Origin of the sequence: Streptomyces sp. NBC_01267, from assembly GCF_036241575.1 — a bacterium.
GTDB lineage: Bacteria > Actinomycetota > Actinomycetes > Streptomycetales > Streptomycetaceae > Streptomyces.
In genome coordinates this window covers 5,009,592-5,032,445 of the sequence record NZ_CP108455.1, presented here as the reverse complement: position 1 = coordinate 5,032,445, position 22,854 = coordinate 5,009,592, and the positions used below count along the sequence as shown (strand labels likewise).

Here is a 22,854-nt window from a genome sequence, read left to right as displayed (position 1 = left end):
ACACGTCGCGACGCCAGGCATCACAGGCGGCGGCGAAGCCAAGGCTGGAATTCTGTAACCACTATTGCGAACCGGCTCATCCCCGTACCGGAAGACCCGGTTCGCCAACTCACCCGCGCTCTGTTCCGTAGCCCTCGCACTGCTCCGGGCGATGAAGGCACACAAGGTGGATCACCTGCGCTGGCGCACGCACGGGACGACGCAGCACAGCGAAGGTTCAGTCGGTCAGCAACCGCTCCCGCAGCCCCGCGATCAGCTCCTCGTCGACGCCCAGGTGCTTCGTCGCGTACGCGTGCACGCCCCCGTACTCGGCCGTCAGGTCCGCCAGGAACAGCCGGATGACCGTCTCGGGGGCCCTGCCGTAGCCGGGCCACCTCAGCGTGCGGGTCGGGTTGGACGCGTGCCAGTCGGCGATCAGCCGGTCCGTGGCGAGTTCGGTCAGGGCGAAGTCTGCGGCGATGTCGTCCTCGGACACTCCGACGAGCGAGAGAACGAGCGCGGCGATCAGGCCGGTACGGTCCTTGCCCGAGGCGCAGTGGAAGACCTGCGGGGCGTCCTGTGACGCGATGATCTCCAGGGCCTGCCGGATCTCCACCGCACCGTCGAGGGCGACCTCTGCGAAACGGTCGGCGAGGTAGCGCCAGGGGTCCACATCGGGATCGATCTCGGCCTGATCGTACGGCCGGTGTTCGATGCTGAAGTTGAACCAGTCGAGCCCCGCGTCCTCGGGCGCCCGGCCTTTCGCCTCGATCTCCCACGGGTAGCGCAGGTCGATCACCGTACGCACACCGAGCTCCAGGAACCGGTCCCGATCTGCCCCCTGGAGCTTGGCCAGCGAATCGGAGCGGTAGAGGCGGCCCCAGCGCACCGTGCGACCGTCGGCGGTGCGGTAGCCGCCCATGTCCCGGAAGTTGTGCAGGCGTTCGAAGTCTATGTGTCTGCTCACGGTCGACACCCTATGACCGCCAACGGCCCCCGCAGCCAACGGACTCCACGCTTCCCCGGCGGTGCGCCGCCGCCCTGACGTACGGGCTGCCGGCGCACCGCGAGGTGAGCACTGCCGTCAGCCGGTTGCCGGGTCGCCCGCCAGTCGGTCCGCGTCCGCCGAGGGGTCCGACGACGGGTCCGCCGACGGGTCCGCCGAAGCGTTGGCCGCAGGGTCCGTCGCAGAGCTGCCGTCCGCCGCGCGGCCGGTGAGCAGCGAAACGACGGTGAGGACCGCGCAGTTGGCCACCAGGGCCACGAGGCCGGTGTTGAGGTCCTGTACGGGCCGGGGCAACCAGGGGGCGACATCGCCGAGGCCCGTCCCCGCGAGGGTGAACGCCACGACCACGGCGACGCCGACGGCCATTCCGGCCACCGCCCCGGGGACGGTGGCCCGACGCCGGTGTCCGAGGCTGAGGATCAGGGCCGGGAACAGCTGGGTGACCAGGCCGTAGCCCATCAGCAGCAGGGAGACGATGGTGCTTCCGCCGTTGAACGCGAAGAACAGCGCGACCAGCGCCAGCACCGGAACCAGTACCTTGGCCAGCCGCCGTACCTGGGCGTCCGAACTGGCGGGCCGGGCGACCCGGTAGACGTTCTTGGCGAGGGAGGTCGCCGACGTCATCAGCAGCAGGGATCCGGGCACCAGCGCGGTGAGCACACCGGCCCCGCCGATGACACCGACGAACCAGGGCGGGAACGCCTTCAGGCTGATCGTCAGCAGCGACAGGTCGCCGTTCTTGAGGCCCGGCACCACCAGGACGGCGGCGAATCCTACGAACAGGACGAACAACAGGACCAGTTGGTACAGCGGCAGGAAGATCGCGTTCCGGCGGAAGACCTGCTCGTTCCGCGCGCTGTAGGAGGCGGCGAAGCTGTGCGGCCACATGTAGAACCCGAGCGCCGACAGCACCACCGTGGAGACGAACCACGTGGGGCTCATCCCGGTGGAGTGCAGGGTGAGCAACCCGGGCTCGGCGGCGTCCACCGCGTGGAACATCGCACCGACGCTGCCGAAGTAGTGCACCGGCAGGTAGATGCCGAGGACCACGACGACGGCGAGGATGAGCCCGTCCTTGAGGACGCTGGTCCACGCCGAACCGTGGATTCCGGAGACGGTCACGTACACGGCGAGCACGAGTGCGCCGATGACCACGGCCGCGTGCTGGCCGATGTGCCCGTAGGAGGCGACCGACACGATGACGCCGAGCCCCTGGAGCTGGAGTACGAGGTACGGGACCATCGCGATCACACCGACCAGCGCGACGACCACCCCGAGGGCCGGGCTGCGGTACTTGGCCGCGAAGAAGTCCGGCTGCGACAGCAGTTGGTGCTGCTTCGCATAGGACCAGATCACCGGGAGCAGCCAGTACGAGATGACGTAGGCCAGCGACCCGTAGCACAGGATGTAGAAGGCGGGCCCGCCCTTGCCGTAGGCCCATCCGGAGGCGCCGAGAAAGGTGAAGGTCGTATAGATCTCCCCTGCCATGAGCAGGAAGACGAAGACCGATCCGAAGCCCCGGCCGCCGACCGACCACTGCTCCAGATCCATGCTCCTGCCCCGCCGGGAACGGATGCCCACACAGAGTGCGACCAGCACGAAGGCGAGGATGACGGCGAGCGCGATCACTGCTCGACCTCCTTCACCGCTGAACCTCCGTCACGCTGAACCTCCTTGTTGCGCGGGTCCAACCGGTAGATCACGGCGAGCGTCACGGAGGTCAGCACCACCCACAGCGACACCCAGAACAGCAGGAACGGCATGCCCAGGACGTACGGCGTGGTGCGGTTGGCGACGAAGACACCGCCCAACATGCCGACAAAGGGAACTGCGCCGAGCAGACCAAGACGTTTCACTGCGAACTCCTGGAACGGAATTGGAGGTGATCCCTCCTTCGGTCATGTCCAGGAACCGGGTGCGAAATGCCCCGTACGGGTCCGTAGGGCGAGGCTCGGGCCCCTGGAGCGTCGCCCTACGGCCTTCGTTCGGCATCGCAATCCATCGAACGAAGGTTGCGGCGCACCGAGGACGACGTCACTTCGAGGGCCACAAGCCGCCCGGAGCTCGACATCGAGGGGGCTACAGGCCCATCCACCCTTGGATTCAACGAGTCTTGTCACCAGCCTTTCGCTTTCGTTCGTAATCATGTCAGCATGAACGAAGCACGAACGCCGCGATACGGCTTCGAGTGATGTCGCATCACCGTTGGGCGTGACAACTCCGTCATGCAGCCGCGCCGAGCGTCCGCCGACCGAGCACCGCACGAGGCGGGGGCCATCGGGGCCTCCCAGCCCGGCTTCACCTGCAAATCCCACGATGTCGAGGGGCGAAATGACCAAGCTTCGCAAGGTATCGACCGCGCTCGGAGCAGGAGCCCTGCTGGTTCCGTTCCTGCTGTCCCAAGCCCATGGAGCCGATGCGGAAAGGACCTCGCCCGTCAGGTCGGTGGCCGCACAGAGCGCCAAGGAAGTCCTGCACGTGGATTACGAGAGCGGCACCCTGGACTCGGGAGTGAAAGGCCTGACCACCACGCACGCCACAGCACCGGACGCTTCCGGCGTCGTGCGGCCGGGAAACGGGAGTGCGTACGCGGTCCAGCACAAGGTGACGCTCGGCGATCCGGGATACGAGTCCAACGGCGCACCGCGCAGCGAGACCGCGACGGACCTGCTGACCAACGGGCAGTTCGTCGTGGGTGACGTGCAGCGCTACGAGTTCAGCGTGCTGCTGAAGGACTGGCAGCCGTACAAGTCGGGCGACAGCGAGACGGGCGACATCGTCTTCCAGGGGAAGTACGCGGGCGGCAACGTCCCGGCGTTCTACCTGATGGCGAAGCGCAATGCGATGGCGTTCCGGTCCCCGCACCTGAACCGGCAGACGACGGTGGTGCCGGACTTCCGCCCCTACGTCAACAAGTGGATGAAGTTCCGCGTGGACGCGCGCTGGACCACTGACGAGACGGGGTACTTCAAGGTCTCCGTGCAGCTTCCGGGGCAGTCCGACTACACGTCGGCCGCCTCGTACGAGAACGTGCGCACCTACCAGCCGGAGAATCCGGCCGAACACGGCTATATCAAGTGGGGTCTCTACCGTCCCTCGGAAACGCTCGGGGACGGTGACGTACCCACGCGGATCGTTCAGCACGACGACATCCGCATTTTCGATCTGTCCTGACGCGCATCCGCACACCGAATAAGCGGACCGAAACCGCAGACCGAAACCGCGGGCCGAAACCGCAGACCGAGTCCGCGGACCGAATCCGCAGAGTCCCTACCACTAGGAGTACAGATGACCGACTATTCGACCGTGAGCAGGCGCCGAATGCTGCAGGCCGGTGGTGCGCTCGGGCTCGCGACGGCCGCCGGATCCCTCTTCGCCGACCGGGCGCAGGCCGCGTCCGGTCGGGCGCCCACGACCGTGGTGACCGATCTCGGGCCCGGTCTGGTCCAGTTCTCCCTGATGAGTGGACTGCTGGTCGGTGACACCGTCTATATAGGGGCCCGCAACGTGGAACCCGCCAGGGTGATCGGGTTCCATCTGCCGAGCCGGAAGGTGGTGTCGTACACCGAAGTCGGGGCAGGGCCCAAGCCGTCCATCCAGGCGCTCGCGGCGGACCCCACCGGCCAGTACCTCTATATCGGCGTCCTGCTGAAGGCCGACGAAGGCAAGCCGAATCTCTTCCGGTGGGACCTGAAGACGCCGGAAAAGCCTGCCGTGCCCATCGGCAGGACCGGGGACCGGGACATCCGCGATCTGGCGGTCGCCCCCGACGGCACGGTCTACGCCGTGGGCGGCGTCCCTGACAGGGCGCCCGTCCTGTGGGAGTACGACCCGGCCACCGGCACCGTCACCGACCTGGGTGCCCCCGACCCGAAGGCCACCCTGGCCAGGGCGGTCGCCGCCACGGACACCACCGTCTTCTTCGGGGCGGGCAGCATCCTCTCCGGCGGGGGCGGCGCCAGCAGGGCATCGCTGTTCGCCTTCGACCGGCAGAAGCGCACCTTCACCTCGATCGTGCCCAAGGAGATGGAGAAGGACCCCAGCCTGCGGGAACTCGCCGTCATGGACAAGCACTTGGTCGTCGGCACCTCAGGTGGAGTCGATCCCTCGAAGCTCGCGCTGATGGACCTGAACGACCTCTCCTCGTACACCGTGGTACCCACCCAGGCGCAGACCATCAAGGCGTTCACCGCCGACGAGGACCGGATCTACTTCGCCTCCGAGGCGGGGGTGCAGGCCTACTCGAAGGCAGACAGGACGGTTTCCCCCGTCGAGTTCGACGGACCGGACCTCGGTGAGATCTGGGGCGTGGACCACACCGACGGGAAGCTGGCGGTCGTCTCGGGCTACGGTTTCGTCGCCGAGATCGACCTGGCGGCCCGTACGTCGGTGGTCACCGACCTGAAGGAGGCGGGCGCGCCCGCCAGTCCGCAGGCAGGCATGGGGATCGCCGCCGGCCGCGGGTACGTCTACGTCGGCGGCAACAGCTCCATCTCCCGGCGCAATCTGCGGACCGGCGAGGTGGTCAACCTGCAGGCACCCGGCGAGGCCAAGGACGCCGAGGTGATCGAGGGACGCCTGTACACAGGTCAGTACGACGCGCTGGGCATCTATCGGTACGACCCCGCCAAGCGGCAGCAGCCGCAGCAGGCCGCGCACTTCCCCAGTGAGCAGAACCGGCCGTTGGACACCTCGTGGGACCCGGAGAACGAGCTGTTCCTCGTCGGCGTGCAGTCCGACACCGAGGGCGGCGGCGCCCTGTGGACGTACTCCCCGAGGACCGGGAAGTCGGCCTCCTACGTCAACCCCATCGACGACGTCCAGATGGTGCGGGCAGTGGTCAACCGGCAGGGCGTCGCCTACCTGGGCGGCGACAACGACGCCAAGGAGGGGCCGCGCGCCACCGTCGTCGCTGTCGATCCGGTCACCGGACGGGAGAAGTGGCGCGTCGATACGCAGCAGACCGCGGGGGTGGCGGCGCTGGCGGTGCAGGGCCGGAACCTCTACGGACTCACCACGAAGGGCGCGTCGTTCGTCATCGACGTACGGACCCGCAAGGTGGTGCACACCGCTGATGTGAGCAGTGTCTGCAAGGGATTCGGCGCCATGGTCGTCAACCGCGGTGTGGTCTACGGCGTCTCGGACACCACGCTCTTCCGTTTCCACCCGAAGACGTTCGCCGTCAGCACGGTCGTCGCCGGCATCAACGGCGTCTGGTACAGCGGCCCGCACGTCAACGTGGACCGGGGCATGCTCTACACGCTCCGCGGCAACAATCTCGTCGAGGTCGACGACAGGCCGTCGTACTGAACAGCCGCCTGAACAGCCGCCTGAACAGTCGCCGTGAACGGCGGCCCTGAACGCCGTTCATGAAAACTGTCGTTCGAAGCCGATGTTTACCTTTGATTGATATCTTTTGGTTGTCGAGTGAAGGAGGGCGACTCACTCGTTACCGAGAGGGGACTGAAGGTGTTGGCTGACGAGCGGCGGCAGGCGATCCTGCGTGCGGTGGAGCGCCAGGGTTCGGGCACGGTCACGGTCAAGGAGCTGGCGGCGGAGATGGGCGTCTCCGCCGTCACCTTGCGGCAGGACGTACGGGAGCTGGCGGGCCGGGGGCTGCTGACCCGGGTGCACGGCGGTGCGAGGGCCCTGACCCCGGTCGACACCAGGGCCGCCGCCCCCGCGTCCGCAGGCGCACCCGCGGCCGAGGCTCCGGTCCCCGTCCCGCCGCCCGCGACAGAGCGGTACGCCGTCGGGCTGGTGGTCCCGCCGGGCGGCTACTACTACGCGGAGGTGATCCGCGGCGTCCAGAACGCGGCCCGTGCGCTCGGCGTACGGGTCGTGCTGGCCGTTTCCGGGGAGTCGCTGGCGGAGAACCAGGAGCAGGTACGCCAGCTCACGGCCGGTGGCATCGACAGCCTGCTGTTGATGCTGCACCCGGGCCTGAGCCTGCTGGGCGAGGCCGAGGACTGGCTGAGCGGCCTCGATGTACCGACGGTCCTGGTGGAGCGCCGGGCGGGACTCCGGGCCGGCCGGCTGGAGCAGGTGGCCTCCGACCACGCCTACGGCGCGGCCCTGGCGGTGCGCCACCTCGCCGGGCTCGGGCACGACAAGGTGGCCCTGGTCGCCAGGGCCGAGAGCCCCAACACGGCACTTCTCAGCGCTGGTTACGCCGATGCCGTGAAGGTCATGGGGCTGACGCCGGGGCCCGAGTACCGCATCACCACCAGCGGTGACGCGGCTCCGGTCGACGCGCGCTTCGAGGAGGTGGTCCGGGCCGTGGAAGCCGGTGAGGTCCGGGCCGCACTGGTGCACAACGACATCGACGCCATCGCCCTCGTCGGCATCCTGCGCACCCGGGGCATGCGGGTGCCGGAGGATCTGGCCCTGGTCACGTATGACGACGAGGTCGCCGAGCTGAGCGAGGTCCCCCTCACCGCGGTGGCTCCCCCCAAGCAGGCGGTGGGGTCGTGGGCCCTCGATCTGGTGGTACGCCGGATGTCCGACCCCGCCATGCCGCTGGCCGAGATCCTGCTCCGCCCGGAACTGCGGGTACGGGCGTCCTGTGGCGCCGACCGCCGGACCGACGCCTGACGGACCGACACAACGGCGGGTCAACACAACGGCGGGTCAACACCCGACCAAGTGATGTCACATAGCTTCACTTTAAACAAACGAAAGCGAATCCATTGACTGGCTGTCGTATGTAACGAATGATTGAGGTGACACCCAAGCGAACGATCGGTGGCACATCAATGCTTCGTAGACGTCTGACAGCTGTCGTCTGTTCCGTCGCGGCACTCGGCCTGCTCGTCACAGGTTGTGGGGGCTCGGACCACGCGGGATCCGCGGCGGAGAAGAAGACCGGAGAGGTCACCTTCTGGTCCTTCGTCAAGGGCTCCGACAAGGTGGCCGAGGCCTTCAACCGGACCCACCCCGGCATCAAGGTGAACTTCGAGTCGGTGCCCTCGGGCCAGGAGTACTACTCCAAGCTCACGAACGCCGTGAAGGCCGGTACCGTCCCGGACGTCGCGGTGGTCGAGTACCCGCAGCTGCCGGAGTTCGCCACGCAGGGCGAGCTGGAGAGCCTGGACAAGACCCTCGGCCCCCTGGTGAACGACCACTTCCCCAAGTCGGTGAGCAGACTGGTCCAGTTGGGGGGCCGGACCTGGGGTGTGCCCCGTGACGCCGCGCCGCTGATGCTGTACTACCGCAAGGACTTCTTCAAGAAGCACCGGATCGATGTCCCCACCACGTGGGACGCCTACCGGGACATGACCGTACGGGTGAAGAAGGCCGACCCGAAGGCGCGTGGCGGAGTCCTGTTCACCGACAACCCGGGACTGCTGAGCGCGCTGTCCTGGCAGGCCGGTTCGAAGTGGTTCTCCACGCAGCAGGACGCCTGGAAGGTATCGCTCGACGACGCTCCCGCCCGGAAGGTGGCCGACTACTGGGGCGGCCTCGCCCGGCAGGGCCTCGTCCAGTCGCTGAGTACGCTCGACCCGTTCTGGTCGAGCGTCCAGCAGAACCGGACCGTCGCCTACGTCTGTGCGAGCTGGTGCGCGGGTTCCCAGCAGGCGACCGTCGCCGACCAGGCGGGCAAGTGGGCGGTGGCGCCGGTCCCGACCTGGGACGGCAAGCCGGCCTCCGCCATGTACGGCGGCTCGTCGTTCGTCATCCCGAAGGGTGCCAGGAACAGCGGCGCCGCTGCGGAGTTCATCAAGTGGATCACCACCGACCCGGCGGGTATGAAGGCATGGGTCTCCTCCGGCACGAGCAGCATGTTCCCGGCCGATCCCCGGCTGGTGCCCGTCGCCAAGGCGGCGTTCCCCACGGACTACTTCGGCGGCCAGGACGTGTACGCCGTGGGCAGCAAGTCCTACGCGGCGGTCGTGCCCGGCTGGACGTGGGGCCCGGTCATGGGGACCACGAACACCTCCCTCGTCGACGGGCTCCCGAAGGTCGCCGAGGGCAAGGTGACGCTTCCCGACGTCCTCGCCGGCGCACAGCGGGCCACCGTCAAGGACATCAAGCACCGCGGTATGCGGCTCGCCCCGTAGGACGCGAACCCCTGCTGGGCCGGATGCCCGGACCGCCGGGCGGGACGGACATCCGGCCGCTCACCCCCGCACTCTCCCGATCTCTCCCGATCTCTCCCGATCTCCATGAGGAAGGCCGGAATGGCCGGTATGGCAAGCCCGTCAGCCCGCGCGCAGCGCCGTACTGCCGCGCTGCTCGTAGCACCGTTTTTCGTCCTCTTCGCCGCTGTCACCCTCGCCCCGCTGGTCTACGCGGGCTGGATGAGCCTGTTCACCACCCGCACCTCCGGCCTCGGTTTCGGCGGCACCGAGAGCGTCTTCGCAGGCCTGGACAACTACACGAACGCCTTGTCGGACCCGGCGTTCCGCAACGGATTCCTCACCATCGCCGTGTACGTCGCCATCTACATCCCGGTGATGATCGGCGGCGCGCTCGTCCTCGCTCTGCTGCTGGACTCGGCGCTGGTCAGGGCGCGGGCCTTCTTCCAGCTGGCCCTGTTCCTCCCGCACGCGGTGCCCGGTCTGATCGCGGCGCTCATCTGGGTCTACCTGTACACCCCGGGGCTGAGCCCGGTGATCGACCTGCTCCACTCCGGAGGCCTGGACGTCAGCTTCCTCTCGGCGGACAACGCGGTGTTCTCCACGGCGAACATCGCTGTCTGGGAGTGGACCGGGTACAACATGGTCATCTTCTACGCCGCCCTCCAGTCGGTGCCGCGCGAGACCCTGGACGCGGCGAAGATCGACGGTGCGGGCGGCATCCGTACCGCCCTGTCGATCAAGGTGCCGATGATCCGCCCGGCCATCGCCCTGTCCGTGCTGTTCACCGTCATCGGCTCGGTCCAGCTCTTCACCGAGCCGAAGGTGATCTACAGCGCCTCCAGCTCGATCGGCAGCAGCTGGACGCCCAACATGTACGTCCAGACCGCCGCCTTCACCCACAACGACTTCGGCCTGGCCGCAGCCGCCTCGCTGCTCATCGCGCTGTTCGCCGCCGCGCTGTCGTTCCTCGTCACCCGGTTCTCGCGCAGCAGGAGTCAGCCGTGACCATGACCACAACACCCAGTCCCCCCACGCCCGTTGAGCCCGTGGCCCACCGGAGCGAGGGCAGGCGGCCCGGAGACGGTCCGCGGCGCCCCCGCAAGCGCCCCTCCGCCCTGCTGTCCCGGACCGGCGTCACCGCGATGCTGGGTCTCGCCGCCCTCTACACACTCCTGCCGATGCTCTGGCTGGTCCTGTCGTCCACCAAGAGCCGCCAGGACCTCTTCGCCACGAACGGCTTCGCGCCGGGCCACGACTTCGCGCTCCTCGGCAACCTCAGGCACCTGTTCGAGGTCGACCACGGCATCTTCCTGCGCTGGCTGGTCAACACGGTCCTGTACGCCGGGATCGGCGCGCTGCTGGCCACGGTGTTCAGCGTGGCCGCCGGGTACGCGTTCGACAAGCTGGCCTTTCCCGGCAAGGAGAAGCTCTTCGCCTTCGTCCTGCTGGGTGTGATGGTGCCCGGCACCGCGATGGCCATCCCGCTGTACCTGCTCGCCGCCAAGGTCGGCCTGGTGAACACCTTCTGGGGCGTCTTCGTCCCCGGCCTCGTGTTCCCGTTCGGGGTCTATCTGGCCCGGGTCTTCAGCGCGGCCTACGTCCCCAACGAGGTCCTGGAGGCCGCCCGGGTGGACGGGGCCGGCGAGTTCAAGACCTTCTGCCGCATCGCCCTCCCGATGATCTCGCCCGGCTTCGTGACCATCTTCCTCTTCCAGTTCACCCAGATCTGGAACAGCTTCTTCCTGCCCCTGGTGATGCTGTCCAACCAGAAGCTCTACCCGGTCAACCTCGGGCTGTACGTCTGGTACTCCTCCGCGCTCTCCCAGGGGCACCCGCAGGACTACCTCCTGGCGGTCGTCGGATCGCTGGTGTCCGTGGCTCCCCTGGTCGTTCTCTTCCTGATGCTCCAGCGGTTCTGGAAGTCCGGCATGACCGCCGGCGCCGTCAAGTAGGCCCATCGCCATGAGGATTCCCATGCCATCCACGCAGCTGCCGTCCGCTCAGGCCCGCCCCCGCGCCCTGTTCGCCATGGGCCGCGCACACCGCGACGTACTCTTCCCGCCGGCCGTGGTCGAGCGGCTGGCACGGTACGTCGACATCGACCCGCAGTTCGTCGCCGAGGACTTCGCGGACTTCGAAGGTTTCGAGGACGTCGAGAACTTCGAGGACTTCGACCGGGTACCGGACCTGGCAGCCGTAGAACTCCTCATCACGTCCTGGGGATGTCCCCCGCTCGATCACGCCGTACTGGCCCGCATGCCCGCACTGAAGGCGGTCGTGCACGCTGCGGGAAGCGTCAAACACCATGTGACGGAGGCCTGTTGGGACCGCGGACTCCTCGTCTCCACGGCAGCGGCTGCCAACGCCCTGCCCGTTGCCGAGTACACGGTCGCGGCCGTCCTCTTCGCCAACAAGCGCGTCCTGGAGATCAGCGGGCTCTACCGCGAGCACCGCACCGCGCTGGACTGGTCCGCGTACTGTCCCGGCCTCGGCAACTACCGCAGGACCGTCGGCGTGGTGGGCGCGTCCCTGGTGGGCCGCCGGGTGCTGGAACTCCTGCGCCCCTACGACCTCGACCTGCTGGTGGCCGATCCCCACCTCGACCCCCTGCGGGCCCGGTCGCTGGGGGCCCGGCTCGTCGACCTCGAAGAGATGCTCGCCGCCTGCGACGTCGTCTCCCTGCACGCCCCCGCCCTGCCCGAGACCTACCATCTGCTGGATGCCCGCCGCCTGTCGCTGCTGCGGGACGGGGCCACCCTGATCAACACCGGGCGGGGCTCACTCATCGACACCGAGGCTCTGACCACCGAGGCTGCGTCAGGACGGATTCACGCCGTCCTGGACGTCACCGACCCCGAAGTACTGCCGGCGACTTCACCCCTGTACTCACTCCCGAACGTCCTCCTGACCCCGCACATAGCGGGCTCCCTGGGCGGTGAGCTCCAGCGCATCACCCACAGCGCCCTGGCCGAGATCGAACGCTACTGCGCCGGGCGGGAGTTCGCCCATCCCGTGACCCGCGAGGCGCTGACGACGTCGGCCTGAGGGGGCCGCTCGACCGGTCGGCACTGAAGGGTGCACATCACCTTCTGAGCGCGGGTGCCGGCGGCACGGGTGTGGTTCCTCCCATGCCGCGCGGCGCCCTCGCGATGTCAGGCGGCGCGCTTCACGTGGCGGACCAGCCACATCAGCAGGGCGTCCAGGTCGGCGGCGGCCGAGAGGACCCTGTCGACCGCCTCGGGGGTGTGCAGCCACTCCTCGCAGCCGAGAGGACGGGCGGCGATCAGCGAACGGTGGCGCAGCAGCTTCGTACGGGAGTGGTCTGTCGGATAGCCGCGCGGGGGGCGTTTCATCACGTCCCCGGAGATGTCGTAGCCCTTCTTCCGCACGTCCTCGACGATGGCGGACAGTTCACGGCCGCTCCCCTCGGAGGCCACGGCTTTGCGGAACATGTCCACCTGGCCGGGATCGGGGTACCACCAGGCGCCCTGGATCCGCAGGCCGTCCAGGGAGAACCGCAGTCCGATCTCGATCTTGCGGCCGAGCCGGATCACCGCGTTCTGGTGCTGCCACCACCAGGAGTCGGTGCGGTAGTGCCAGACGGAGAAGTCCTCGTATCGGGGGTCGGTGTCCGCGACCTCGTCGAGCAGGGCGATCATCGGCTGCCGGACCAGGCGTTCGCGGTCCGCGCGGTAGCGCTCGCGGGTCGCGTGGGTGGGTTCGCCCTGGAGCTGCCACAACACGTCCATGGCCTGCTCCGGCCAGCCGGTGAACTGTCCGCGCATGCGCGGATATTAGCTCACCCGTGATCCGCGCACACGGAGAGTGGGACGGGCAGGAAGGCGTAGCCCCGGACGTGGTCGGAAGTGTTACGGCGGGGCTCGCCGGCCAGTCCGCTGTGGCGTGCGCGGTGGGCGAGTTCGCTGGGAGTGCAGTCGATATGAAGCGGGCGGTGAGATCGTGCAGACCGAACTTGAGATCCCACACGTGCACTACGACGTCGCTCCCGCTCCGGGCTTCTCGCCCCGGGGGAAGGAGATCTCGACGCGGCGGTTCTTCGTACGGCCCTCTTCGGTGTCGTTCGACGCGATCGGGTAGTCCTCGCTGTACCCCCGGATGTCGAAGGTGACGTCGGAGCCGAGCGAGGTGGCCAGTTCCTGCTGTACGGAGTCGGCGCGGCGCTTGGAGAGGATCTTGCCGTGCTCGTACGAACCGAGGTTGTCGGTGAAGCCGAAGACCCTGACCTTGGTGGCGTGCTGGGCCAGCGCTTCCTCGGCGATGGCCTTGATCCGGGCCTTGGCCTCCGGGTTGAGCTTGGGACTGTCCCTGGCAAAGAGGACTTCCGCCTGGAGCGCGAACGTCACGTCGGCGTTGGTGTCCTCGCGGCGTTCGTCACCGCCCATGTCCTCGACGACGGATTTGATGTCGAGGACCTTGGAGGGAGCGAGGGTCGCGCCGTCGCCGAGCTTCAGGCCGGGGGCGGCCGGGTCGATCGTGGGCGGCGGGGTCGAACTGGTGCTGTCCGGGGGCGTGCTGGGGGTGGGCCCGGCGGCGTGTGCGCCGGTGACGGACAGGCCGGTGAGGAGGAGGGTGACGGCGAGGGTGGCCGCGGAGCGGCGGGGTCGTTTCATCGGTCACTGCCCATCGGTGATGTCGATGGTGGCGGGGGGCATGTCGCCGATCTGGAACTCGACGGACTTGGTACTGGCGGGCGGGGCGGGGAACTGGGCGTAGAAGGTCTTGGCCTCGTTCGCGTCGAAACCGCCCGTGAACCTTGTGCAGAGACAACGCCCCAGCGTGTCCCGCAGGACGAGATACTTCTTCTTGCCGACGACGTCAACCAGCGACGCCCCGGCCATCGAGGCAGAATTGCCTGCCAGTTCCTGCTCGTCACCAGCCCACTGAGCCGGATTCCAGAACTTTCCGCTCCCGTTCGTCACCTTGCCATTGACGGTGAGGAAGCCCCCTGAGTCACGGAGAGCGGAGACGACGGTGAGTGTGACATCGTCACCGCCTTTCACCTCGGCCAGCACCTTGTCCTGCTCCGGGGCCGGAGAACTCTGTCCCTTGGCGTCGCTGCGCGTGGTCTTGGCTACCGGGGACGACGCAGCCGACTTGCCGTTGTCGCCGCTTCCGCAGCCCGCTACCGCGAGAACCAACCCTGTCGTAATCACCACGGCGATCAGTGCCCTGCGGGCCTTCAAGGTGTGCCGCATGCTCATCTACAACTCATCCTTACTCGGCCAGGTGGACAGCGAACAGGTCTTTCGGCTGGGGCAGTTGGATGTCGTCAAGATTCTTGGGATCGATCTTCCAGTGCTGACCGCCGTCGCAGTTGAACTCGATGAGCTTCGGGTCGCTCGACGGCGCCGCCGAGCAGCGTGGCTCGATCATGGCGACGGCATGCGCCTTGGCGTGCCGACTCTCTGTTCCGGGAATCACCGACTTGCCCACCGTGGAAAGTGTCGTGACGCTTGCCCGGAAGGCGGGGTAGCCCCTGACCGTGGTAGGCGCGAGCCCGTCGAGCATGGCATCGTTCTGGGCGGCAAGCTGGTCCGCCGCTGCTTCCCCCATGCCGGGAACGGGCTCATTGCCGAGCAGCCAGTCGACCCAGACATCCGAGTGCCCGAGCGAGTTGGTCAAGCCGTCGGCCATCTCGTTCCGTACGTCCTGGGCCGCCGCCAATGCGGCCGCATCTGCGGCTGATTGGGCTCCGCTGCGGGCCGCAGCTGCCTGAGCAAACGCAAAGTACGCGTAGGCGAGGAAAAGCAGGCCCGCCACCACGACAACGTAGATGAGCATGGTCTGCCCATGGTCTGCGGGCAGGCGGTCCCGCCTCAGCCCCCGCCGGTGATCGACTTCACGGCGGAACCAATGGCCGTGGAGATGATCCCCTGCAGCCCCAACCCCCGCACCGCCACCACGATCAGCGCCACGATCACCAGCAGCCCGCCGTACTCCACGATGCTCGCCCCGCGGTCCCCGGCCTGCCTCCGCATCCGGGAGACGACCGTGTCGCGCCACGTGCCGAGTGCCAGGTATGCCCTGAGCGTGATGTTCTTCGCCATGCTCTGCCCCTTCGGGAACGTACGACTCCGCCTCTGCGGCAGGGCGGCCGTGTGCGGCGCCCCGCTCTCCCCAACCGCGAAAACCGCGAACGAACTCAGCCATGGCGGCCGACTGCTGGTTGCTCCGGTCGGAGGCGTGGTCCCGCATGGCCTCCGCCTTCCTCGAACGCAGCCCGGAGTCACCTCTCCGGGGAGAGCGTGGCACATCCGGTTTCGGCCGTGCAGTGGCTGACAGAAACTGGCCGGATCCCTCCCCCGTCCGGGCAGCCCCTATGCCCGAACCGGCCGGGAGACTTGCTCGTGCCGCCATGGCGCACCGCCTCAGTTCCCGAAGAGGGAGCCGAAGTCGGTCTCCGAGCCGAGGAACATGTTGGTCACGATCAGGATGAGGGTGGCCGGGACCATCGAGATCAGAGTGACCACTGTGGCCTGCGGGATTGCCTTGGCCGCGCGCCGGCGGGAGTTCTGGGCGTCGGTGCGGCGCATGTCGTTGGCGATCTGTATGAGGGTCTCGGCGATCGGCGCGCCGAGTTCCTCGCCCTGCTGGAGCGCGCTGACGAACTGCGAGACCTGCTCGGAGCCGTTGCGCCGGCGCAGTTCGTCGAAGGCCTGGCGGCGGCTGACGCCCATGTCCATCTGGCGCAGAGTGATGCGCAGTTCGTCGGCCCAGGGTCCCGCGTACTTCTCCGCGACCCGCTCCAGTGCCTGCCGGAAGCCGAGTCCGGCGCTGACGACGACGGCGAGCACGTCCAGGAAGTCCGGCAGGGTCCGCTCGATGATGTCCTTGCGCTTGCGGATGGCCTGCCAGATGGTCGCGTCGGCGGCGAGGACTCCGTACGCGAGAGCGAGGCAGGCGAGGACCGGGCTGCCGTTGGTGAGGAGGGCCAGCGCGGCCAGCCCGCCGAAGATGCCGTACACCGCGCGGCGGGCCGCGTAGCGGTCGACGGTCAGGCCGCCGGGGTTGCCCGCGCTGTCTATCCTGCGGCGCTTCTTCTCCACGGACCGGGGGCCCATCGCCTTGAGCACGGCGGGCGCGAAGCGCATCCCGGCCCGGTCGATCGCGGCCTCGACTCCGCCCACCCGGGTGGCTCCGACCTCCAGGGCGACCGCGAGGTCGCTGGGGATCTTGGCCTCGGCGCGGTACATCCGGATGCCCTGGAAGATCCCGGCGATGGCCGCGCCGAGCAGCAGAGCCAGTAGCAGTCCCACCATGTCGGCCGCCTCCCTCAGACTTCGATCTTGCCGAGGCGGCGCATGCCGACGAACCCGACGGCGTACAGGGCGAGGGCCACGATCACCGCGGCCTGGCCGAGGGGGTGCCCGGTCATCCGGGCGAGCGAGCCGGGGTCCATGGAGTTCAGCATGATCATGGCGCCGAGGCCGAGCAGCGGGAGGGTGTACGCGGTGGCGTTGACCTCGGAGAGCATCGTGATGACCTCGCGTCGGGTCTCCTTGCGCTCCTCCAGGGTCTCGGTGAGGTTGCGCAGGCTGCCGACGACCGTTCCGCCCGCGCGGTTGGAGAGGACGAGGGTGGTGACGAGTACGACCAGTTCACGGGAGGGCAGCCGTTCGGCCAGCTCGCCCAGGGCTTCGTCGATGGACCGGCCGAGCGCCAACTGGCTGGTGACCGTGGCCAGTTCCTCTCCGGCCGGCGCGTCGAGTTCCTCGGCCGCCATGCCCAGGGCGGTACGGAGCGCGAGCCCGGCGGCGGTGGCGTTGGCCAGGATCCTGGACAGCTCGGGCAACTGGTTGATGAACGCCTCGATGCGTTTCTGGCGCTGCCAGTTGAGGAAGGTGTTGCCCGCCCAGAGGGCGACGAGTCCGGCGACCGGGCCGAAGAACGGGGCCAGTACGGCGGAAGCGATCAGCCAGAGCGCCGCGACGCCGCCGAGGACGTACACGGTGAACTCGCCGGGGGTGAGGTCCAGGCCGGTGGCCGAGAGCCGCAGCTGGATGCGCTTGCCCAGTGCGGTCCTGCGGAGTCTGCGGTCCACGCCGGTGAAGCGCCGGGTGCGCAGTCCGGTGGGCGGCGGTCCGGTGTACGAGAGCCGGTCGACCAGGGCCTCGCGCTGGGCCTTCCCCGAGGCGTAGACATGGATACCGGCGACGGCCAGGCCGCCGCAGAGCAGCGTGCTGCCGATCGCCAGCAGAGCGGTGTTGTTCATGGTCCGGCCCTACCTCGCCTCTCTCGTGTTGAGCGGGTCGATGCCCTCCACGACGCCGAACGCGGGTGGAAGCGCCTCGTTCGCCAGGTGGAGCCGCTCCGCGACCCGGCGCGGCAGCGGCAGATGTTCGAACTGTCCGTGCACGACACGGTCCGCGCTCATCGGCTGCGCGTGGTAGCGGGACAGGGTGGCGAGCTGGAACGGTTCGCGGCCGTGGCTGACGAGCATCACGATCTCGCTGACCTTGCGGGAGCCGTCGGCGTGCCGGGTGAGCTGGACGATGACGTCGACCGCGCTGTTGATCTGGTCGCGCAGCGCCTCGAAGGGGATCTCCACCTCGGACATGGAGCCCAGGGTCTGGAGCCTCATCAGGGCGTCCTCGGCGCTGTTGGAGTGGACGGTGGCGAGCGAGCCGTCGTGGCCCGTGGACATCGCCTGGAGCATGTCGAGGGTCTCGCCGCCGCGTACCTCGCCGACGATGATCCGGTCGGGGCGCATGCGCAGGGAGTTGCGGACCAGGTCGCGGATGGTGATCCGGCCCTTGCCCTCGACGTTCGCCGGGCGGGTCTCCAGCCGGATCACATGGGACTGCTGGAGCTGGAGTTCGGCGGCGTCCTCGACGGTGATGATGCGCTCGTGCTCGGGGATGAGGCCGGAGAGCGCGTTGAGCAGGGTGGTCTTGCCGGAGCCCGTACCGCCGGAGACGATCACGTTGAAGCGGGCCCGTACGAACGCCGAGAGCAGCAGCAGCATCTGCTCGTCGAGCGTGCCGAGGGCGATCAGTTCCTGGAGGCGGTACGCGCGGGGGAAACGGCGGATCGTGAGGGTGGGGCCGGTCAGGGCGAGCGGCGGAATGATGACGTTGACGCGCTCACCGGACGGGAGGCGGGCGTCGACCATCGGATTCGACTCGTCCACCCGGCGGTTGACGGTCGAGACGATGCGCTCGATGGTCTGCATCAGCTGTTCGGTGGAGGCGAAGCGCATGGGGAGCTGTTCCACCCGGCCCGCGCGCTCGACGAAGATCGCGTCGGGGCCGTTGACCATGATCTCGGTGATCGACGCGTCTTCGAGGAGCGGTTCGAGTACGCCGAGGCCGAGCGCTTCGTCGACGACGCGGCGGATCAGCTGGGAGCGCTCGGCGGTGGAGAGGACCGGCCCCTCGCGGCTGATGATGTGGCCCAGCACCCGCTCCAGCCGGGCGCGCCGGTCGGCGGCGGCGAGCGAGGACATCTCCGCGAGGTCGATCTCTTCGAGGAGTTTGGCGCGGTAGGCGGCGACCTGATGACCGTCCTCCCGGCCGCCGCCGTGCTCCTCGGGAGGGGTGATGCGCGAGCGCAGACTCATGGTTGCCTCCTGTCCTGTCTGCCCGTGCGTACGGGGGCGGGTGCGGGTGTGCGGGTGTGCCGGGTCAGTCGCGCGGCATGGTCACCGTGCGGTGTACGGGTCCGAAGAGGTGGATGCCCGGCAGTACGGAGGGGACGCGGATGGTGGCCGTCGCGGTCACGGTGTCCCCGCCGCCGACGGTGATGGTGGTGCCGCCCTGGAGCCAGTCCGCGGTGGCGGCCTGCCCGGCGGCGGCGCCGGTCCCGGCCTGGAGCGATTCGGTGCGGGCCGCGGCGCGGGCGGCGGAGCCCGCCTGGCTGGCGGAGTACCCGACGATCCCGAGCTGGATGGCGGCCATCCCGATGAAGAGGAGGAGGGGCAGCATCCCGGTGAATTCGAGGATGGCGGTGCCGCGGTCGTCGCGCAGGTCCCTGCGGGCCGTAGCTGTTGCCGTACCCGAGGCCCTGCCCGTAGCCGAGACCGTGCCCGTACCCGTACCCGTGCCTGTGCCCGTACCCGTGCCTGTGCCCGTGCCTGTGCCCGAGGCCCTGCCCGTACCCGGTATCAGTGACCCACGTACGCACCTCATCGCGGCTCCCCCTCCAGCGCCGCCCCCGCGCTCCCGTCCACCGACCACGGGAAGTTCCCCGCCCCCGGGAAGAGCACCGGCGTGCGCAGATGCACCGTCGCCCGCATCAGATTGCCCGATGCGGCGCAGCTGACCTTCGCGGCGCCCCGCCAGCTGCCCGGCAGGCGTTCGAGGCCCGCCTCCTGGCAGCCGGACGTCGAGCCGTCGACCGCGTACGACGCCGTCGCCACCCGCGCCGCCTCGTCCGCCGCGTTGCCCGCCAGCGAGAACGTGTAGCCCCACAGCACGCACTGCCACATCGCCACCAGGACGAACGCGATGAGCGGGGCCATCCCGGCGAACTCGACCAGGACCGCGCCCCGGTCGCCACCCCGGTCCCCGCCCTTCCGGCCGCGCAGCAGACCGCCGCCCCGGCCGTGCGAGGCCGCGGGGGCCGCCTTCACCAGGCCCAGTTCCCCGGCCAGCGCCCACATCGCCTGCTTGACCGCGGACCGGCTGTCCAGGTCCTGCATCCGGCCCGCGTCGACCGCGGCCTGGAGTTCCTTGAAGCCTGCCGGAATCGCGGCGCGCGCCGCCTTCGTACCGGTGATCCGTTCGACGAGCGGTGGCTGGATCTCCGCGCCGCGGGTGGCCCGGTTGACGACGGAGATGGTCTCCTCGGCCTTGCGGACCTGGAGGCGGTCCCACATCCGCACCATCCGCTTGGCCGCCCGTACGGCGACGACATCGGGGGTGACCAGGAGCAGCGCGTGGTCGGCCATCTCCACGGCGGCGGCGTTCGCGCTGTTCAGCTGGGTGCCGCAGTCGACGATCACGATCTCGTAGCGGTTGCGCAGGGCTCCGATCGTCTGCCGGGCGACCCGGTCGGTGACCTCCTCGCCGCGTTCGCCGTCACCGGGAGCGAGGAGCAGGCCGACGCCCGTCGGATGGGCGTACACGGCGTCCTGGAGGACCCGGGGCGAGATGTCCGTGATGCCCGCCAGGTCGGCGATCGAGCGGCGGAACTGCACGTCGAGGTACGAGGCGACGTCCCCGGACTGGAGGTCCAGGTCCACCAGCGCGACGGACCGGCCCGACGACGCCGCGGCCAGGGCGAGTTGGACGGCGGTGACGGTGGCGCCGACGCCGCCCTTGGCGCCGGTGACCGTGACGACCGTACCGCCGGGTCCGGTGGCCGTGTCCGCGCCGCCGCCCAGGTGGCGGCGGACACCGGTGGACCAGGAGGCGGCGTTCTGTACGCGGGCCGCCAACTCCTCGTAGCCGAGCGGGAGTCCGATGAGACCGCGGGCCCCGGAGTCCATTGCCGCGGTGTAGAGGAGGGGGCTGACGTCCGCGGTGATGAGGACGACGCCGACCGCGGGGAAGCGCAGGGCGACCTCCCGGATCAGCTCCAGTGCGGGGGTCGGGCCGATCCGTTCGTGGACGAGGACGACCTCGGGCAGTTCGTCGAGGGATGCGCCCGCGGACCGGGCCAGCAGGTCGAGCAGCGAGGTCGAGTCGGTGACCGGCGGGGCGGGTTCCGCGTCGGGCAGCTGGCTGAGCAGGGTGATCACCGCGCGGGCCGCGTCCGGATCACCGACCGCGGGCAGGATGCGAGTCGTCATCGGTCCCTCACTTGTCGCCGTCGAGGGTGTAGGTGCGGTCGCGCTGGGCCACGGCCCCGCCGCCGCCTGCCGCGACGAGGGCGAGCCGTACGTGCGTCGCGAAGGACTCCGCGTACGCCACGCGCTGGGCGTCGAGCGTCTTCAGGGCGAAGGTGATCGGGACGGCGTCGGTGGCCTGCCGGGTGCGGTCGTTCTCGTTCTGGTTCGGGTCGAGGGCGGTGATCTTGCCGACGTCCACCACCCGGGCGCCGGAGACGATGACCTTGGAGGTGTCGGGGACGTTCTTGCCGTCGCCCTTGAACGTCGCGTAGATGTTGACGCTGGACCCCGGGGTGATCTTTCCGGCGACGCCGGTGGAGGCGTCGATCATGATGGCGATCTCCTGTTCGCCCGGGGCCAGTTCGGGCTGCCGGACGATCATGTCGGTCTGTAGCAGCGAACCCTTGTGCAGCGGGGTGACGGCGATCTTGCCGCGTATCTGGCCGAGGTCGGTCACCGCGTTGTCCGACAGCCAGCGCCGGGGCATCCGCGTCTCCTCGAAGTCGCCTGCGGTGAGCTGCTGGTACGGGGCTATGTCGCTGCGCACCCGGTACGCCGTGACCTCCGGGCCGACCTTCGCATTCACGTTGCGGATCACGGAGAGCACCCCGACGACGGCCGCGATGGCGCAGAGGGCCGACAGGAGCAGCAGGACGACGCCGCGGCGCTGGCGTGAGTTCACTGAGCGGACAACCTCTCGAACTGGGCAGGGGAATCGGCGGGCGGCGCGGCGAACGGCGAGGAGCAGAACCCGCAGCGGTCCCCTATGAGTTCGAGCCCGCACCACCGGCACAGCTCGCGGCGTACGGAGGAGACCAGCTGGTAGAGCACGGAGATGTCGGGGATCGCCGCGGCGAATTCCACGAGCCGGGACGTGGCCCACCACCCGGCCGAGTCGGCGGGCAGCGCGGTCTCCAGATGGCCCTGGACCTGCCACGCCGGGGCGAGCGTCCCGGTCACCCAGTCGGACTGGAGCTGGCCGCGGGCGACGAGCAGCTGCGTGGCGAAGGCGGGGCCGTCGAGTACGCCGGGTTCCGTGCCGCTCACCTTGGTCAACTGCGGTGCGGGGGAGGCCAGTACGGCGAACTGCGAACCCGGCACCCAGGACTTGGCGTGCGTGGTCAGCGACACCGGGACCCGGTCGAGCCGGGTGACCGAGGAGAGCAGCGCACCCGCGTAGATGTAGTGCGAGAGCAGCCGGGCGGCGGAGGCGAGCACGCCGGGGCTGAAGTCGCAGGCGGAGAGCTGGCGCAGCTGCCGGGCGAGTACGGCGACACCCAGCGGTGGCAGGTCGACGGGCAGCAGCGCGATGCGGTCGCTCTCCAGTACCGAGCGGACGGTGTGCAGCCGCTGGACGAAGGGCGCGGGCAGCGCGGCGGCGTGCACCACGACGACGTATCCGTACTGTTCGAGGAGGGCGTGCATCTCCGTGACGGAGGCCTCCAGGGACCACTCCGCCGGGGGCCGGAGGACGGCCGCGGGGGGCGTGTGCCGGTCGGAAGGCGGCAGCACGAGATCGCTGCTGGTGACAGCTATGGCGGTCGGCACTACGCGATCCCCCGTTCACAGCGAGTTGCTCCTGCACCAGCACTGTATCCACGGGACACGCGCGGAGAACCACAACTGACCAAGAATCATTGGATCTTGGACATGGAGCAGCGCGAAGGGGAACGCCCGGAGGCGCCCGGAGGGACGGGAGGAAGAGAAGAAATGATGAAGAACGGGGAGACGCCTTGACAAGCTCATTGGTCTGGACCAGTTTGGACGCACCCCGCGGTGGCCACCGTTCCGTATAGCAGCTGACAGCCCCCTCCCCCCACATCTGGAGGCCGTACGTGACATCCGGACGATCCCTCACCCGCGCCTGGCTCGGCGCGGTCGTAGCCGCTTTCGCGGCTGCCGCACTCTCCTTCACGGGTACGGCCGCACAGGCCGCGGCGCCCGCATCCGCTGCCTCGACCGCGTCCGTCGCCTCGACCGCAGCCGTTGCCTCGACC

General features: G+C 69.0%; 22 protein-coding genes. 7 read left to right on the top strand and 15 right to left on the bottom strand.

Features of this window, described 5'->3' with window-relative positions:
* Nucleotides 1-217: 217 nt before the first annotated feature.
* The 3 genes from OG709_RS23310 to OG709_RS23300 form a co-directional block, all read right to left on the bottom strand.
* Complete coding sequence (locus OG709_RS23310; protein ID WP_266641083.1) at nt 218-946, bottom strand: tyrosine-protein phosphatase; 729 nt, start codon at nt 944-946, stop codon at nt 218-220.
* A 117-nt stretch (nt 947-1,063) separates the two neighbouring features.
* Nucleotides 1,064-2,614 (bottom strand): sodium:solute symporter family protein, encoded by a 1,551-nt coding sequence (locus OG709_RS23305; protein ID WP_329167634.1) that lies wholly within the window; start codon nt 2,612-2,614, stop codon nt 1,064-1,066.
* Nucleotides 2,611-2,841 (bottom strand): DUF3311 domain-containing protein, encoded by a 231-nt coding sequence (locus OG709_RS23300; RefSeq protein WP_266641087.1) that lies wholly within the window; start codon nt 2,839-2,841, stop codon nt 2,611-2,613. Before OG709_RS23300 ends, OG709_RS23305 begins: the two co-directional genes overlap by 4 nt.
* Nucleotides 2,842-3,316: 475 nt before the next feature.
* Between OG709_RS23300 and OG709_RS23295 the strand changes: the two genes are divergently transcribed.
* The 7 genes from OG709_RS23295 (at nt 3,317) to OG709_RS23265 (ending at nt 12,111) form a co-directional block, all read left to right on the top strand.
* The gene (locus OG709_RS23295; protein WP_250299811.1) at nt 3,317-4,159 is read left to right on the top strand and encodes a heparin lyase I family protein; all 843 of its coding nucleotides are present in this window, start codon (nt 3,317-3,319) and stop codon (nt 4,157-4,159) included.
* Between the two features lie 114 nt (nt 4,160-4,273).
* Nucleotides 4,274-6,295 carry a hypothetical protein gene (locus tag OG709_RS23290; protein ID WP_329167633.1) on the top strand — a complete coding sequence of 674 codons (2,022 nt, stop codon included), beginning with the start codon at nt 4,274-4,276 and terminating at the stop codon, nt 6,293-6,295.
* Nucleotides 6,296-6,454: 159 nt separating this feature from the next.
* Nucleotides 6,455-7,579 (top strand): substrate-binding domain-containing protein, encoded by a 1,125-nt coding sequence (locus OG709_RS23285; RefSeq protein ID WP_329167632.1) that lies wholly within the window; start codon nt 6,455-6,457, stop codon nt 7,577-7,579.
* 161 nt (nt 7,580-7,740) lie between these two features.
* The gene (locus tag OG709_RS23280) at nt 7,741-9,045 is read left to right on the top strand and encodes an ABC transporter substrate-binding protein (RefSeq protein WP_250299807.1); all 1,305 of its coding nucleotides are present in this window, start codon (nt 7,741-7,743) and stop codon (nt 9,043-9,045) included.
* Nucleotides 9,046-9,174: 129 nt separating this feature from the next.
* A complete protein-coding gene (locus tag OG709_RS23275; RefSeq protein WP_250299831.1) occupies nt 9,175-10,071 on the top strand; it encodes a carbohydrate ABC transporter permease in 897 nt (298 codons plus the stop codon).
* A 2-nt stretch (nt 10,072-10,073) separates the two neighbouring features.
* Nucleotides 10,074-11,018, top strand: a complete 945-nt coding sequence (locus OG709_RS23270) for a carbohydrate ABC transporter permease (protein WP_266641092.1) — start codon at nt 10,074-10,076, stop codon at nt 11,016-11,018.
* A gap of 22 nt (nt 11,019-11,040) precedes the next feature.
* Complete coding sequence (locus OG709_RS23265; RefSeq protein WP_250299804.1) at nt 11,041-12,111, top strand: hydroxyacid dehydrogenase; 1,071 nt, start codon at nt 11,041-11,043, stop codon at nt 12,109-12,111.
* Between the two features lie 107 nt (nt 12,112-12,218).
* Here OG709_RS23265 and OG709_RS23260 read toward each other — a convergent pair whose 3' ends face one another.
* The 12 genes from OG709_RS23260 to OG709_RS23205 all read right to left on the bottom strand — a co-directional run bounded on the left by OG709_RS23260 (nt 12,219) and on the right by OG709_RS23205 (nt 22,405).
* Nucleotides 12,219-12,851 carry a DUF2461 family protein gene (locus OG709_RS23260; RefSeq protein WP_329167631.1) on the bottom strand — a complete coding sequence of 211 codons (633 nt, stop codon included), beginning with the start codon at nt 12,849-12,851 and terminating at the stop codon, nt 12,219-12,221.
* A gap of 207 nt (nt 12,852-13,058) precedes the next feature.
* Entirely contained in the window at nt 13,059-13,697 is a 639-nt protein-coding gene (locus tag OG709_RS23255) for an OmpA family protein (protein WP_250299800.1), read from the bottom strand.
* 3 nt (nt 13,698-13,700) lie between these two features.
* Entirely contained in the window at nt 13,701-14,288 is a 588-nt protein-coding gene (locus OG709_RS23250) for a hypothetical protein (protein WP_329167630.1), read from the bottom strand.
* A 13-nt stretch (nt 14,289-14,301) separates the two neighbouring features.
* Complete coding sequence (locus OG709_RS23245; protein WP_329167629.1) at nt 14,302-14,868, bottom strand: pilus assembly protein TadG-related protein; 567 nt, start codon at nt 14,866-14,868, stop codon at nt 14,302-14,304.
* A 35-nt stretch (nt 14,869-14,903) separates the two neighbouring features.
* Nucleotides 14,904-15,134, bottom strand: coding sequence for a hypothetical protein (locus tag OG709_RS23240; protein WP_266641101.1), 231 nt, complete (start codon nt 15,132-15,134; stop codon nt 14,904-14,906).
* A gap of 321 nt (nt 15,135-15,455) precedes the next feature.
* Entirely contained in the window at nt 15,456-16,346 is an 891-nt protein-coding gene (locus tag OG709_RS23235) for a DUF5936 domain-containing protein (protein ID WP_329167628.1), read from the bottom strand.
* 14 nt (nt 16,347-16,360) lie between these two features.
* Nucleotides 16,361-17,299, bottom strand: a complete 939-nt coding sequence (locus tag OG709_RS23230) for a type II secretion system F family protein (protein ID WP_250299792.1) — start codon at nt 17,297-17,299, stop codon at nt 16,361-16,363.
* 9 nt (nt 17,300-17,308) lie between these two features.
* Nucleotides 17,309-18,646, bottom strand: a complete 1,338-nt coding sequence (locus tag OG709_RS23225; protein WP_266641105.1) for a CpaF family protein — start codon at nt 18,644-18,646, stop codon at nt 17,309-17,311.
* A gap of 64 nt (nt 18,647-18,710) precedes the next feature.
* Nucleotides 18,711-19,214 carry a TadE/TadG family type IV pilus assembly protein gene (locus OG709_RS23220; protein ID WP_329167627.1) on the bottom strand — a complete coding sequence of 168 codons (504 nt, stop codon included), beginning with the start codon at nt 19,212-19,214 and terminating at the stop codon, nt 18,711-18,713.
* Nucleotides 19,211-20,818, bottom strand: coding sequence for an AAA family ATPase (locus OG709_RS23215; RefSeq protein WP_329167626.1), 1,608 nt, complete (start codon nt 20,816-20,818; stop codon nt 19,211-19,213). Before OG709_RS23215 ends, OG709_RS23220 begins: the two co-directional genes overlap by 4 nt.
* Before the next feature lie 7 nt (nt 20,819-20,825).
* The gene (gene cpaB / locus OG709_RS23210) at nt 20,826-21,539 is read right to left on the bottom strand and encodes a Flp pilus assembly protein CpaB (protein ID WP_326694115.1); all 714 of its coding nucleotides are present in this window, start codon (nt 21,537-21,539) and stop codon (nt 20,826-20,828) included.
* A complete protein-coding gene (locus OG709_RS23205; protein ID WP_326694116.1) occupies nt 21,536-22,405 on the bottom strand; it encodes a hypothetical protein in 870 nt (289 codons plus the stop codon). The genes cpaB and OG709_RS23205 overlap by 4 nt, the downstream gene beginning before the upstream one ends.
* Between the last annotated feature and the right edge of the window lie 449 nt (nt 22,406-22,854).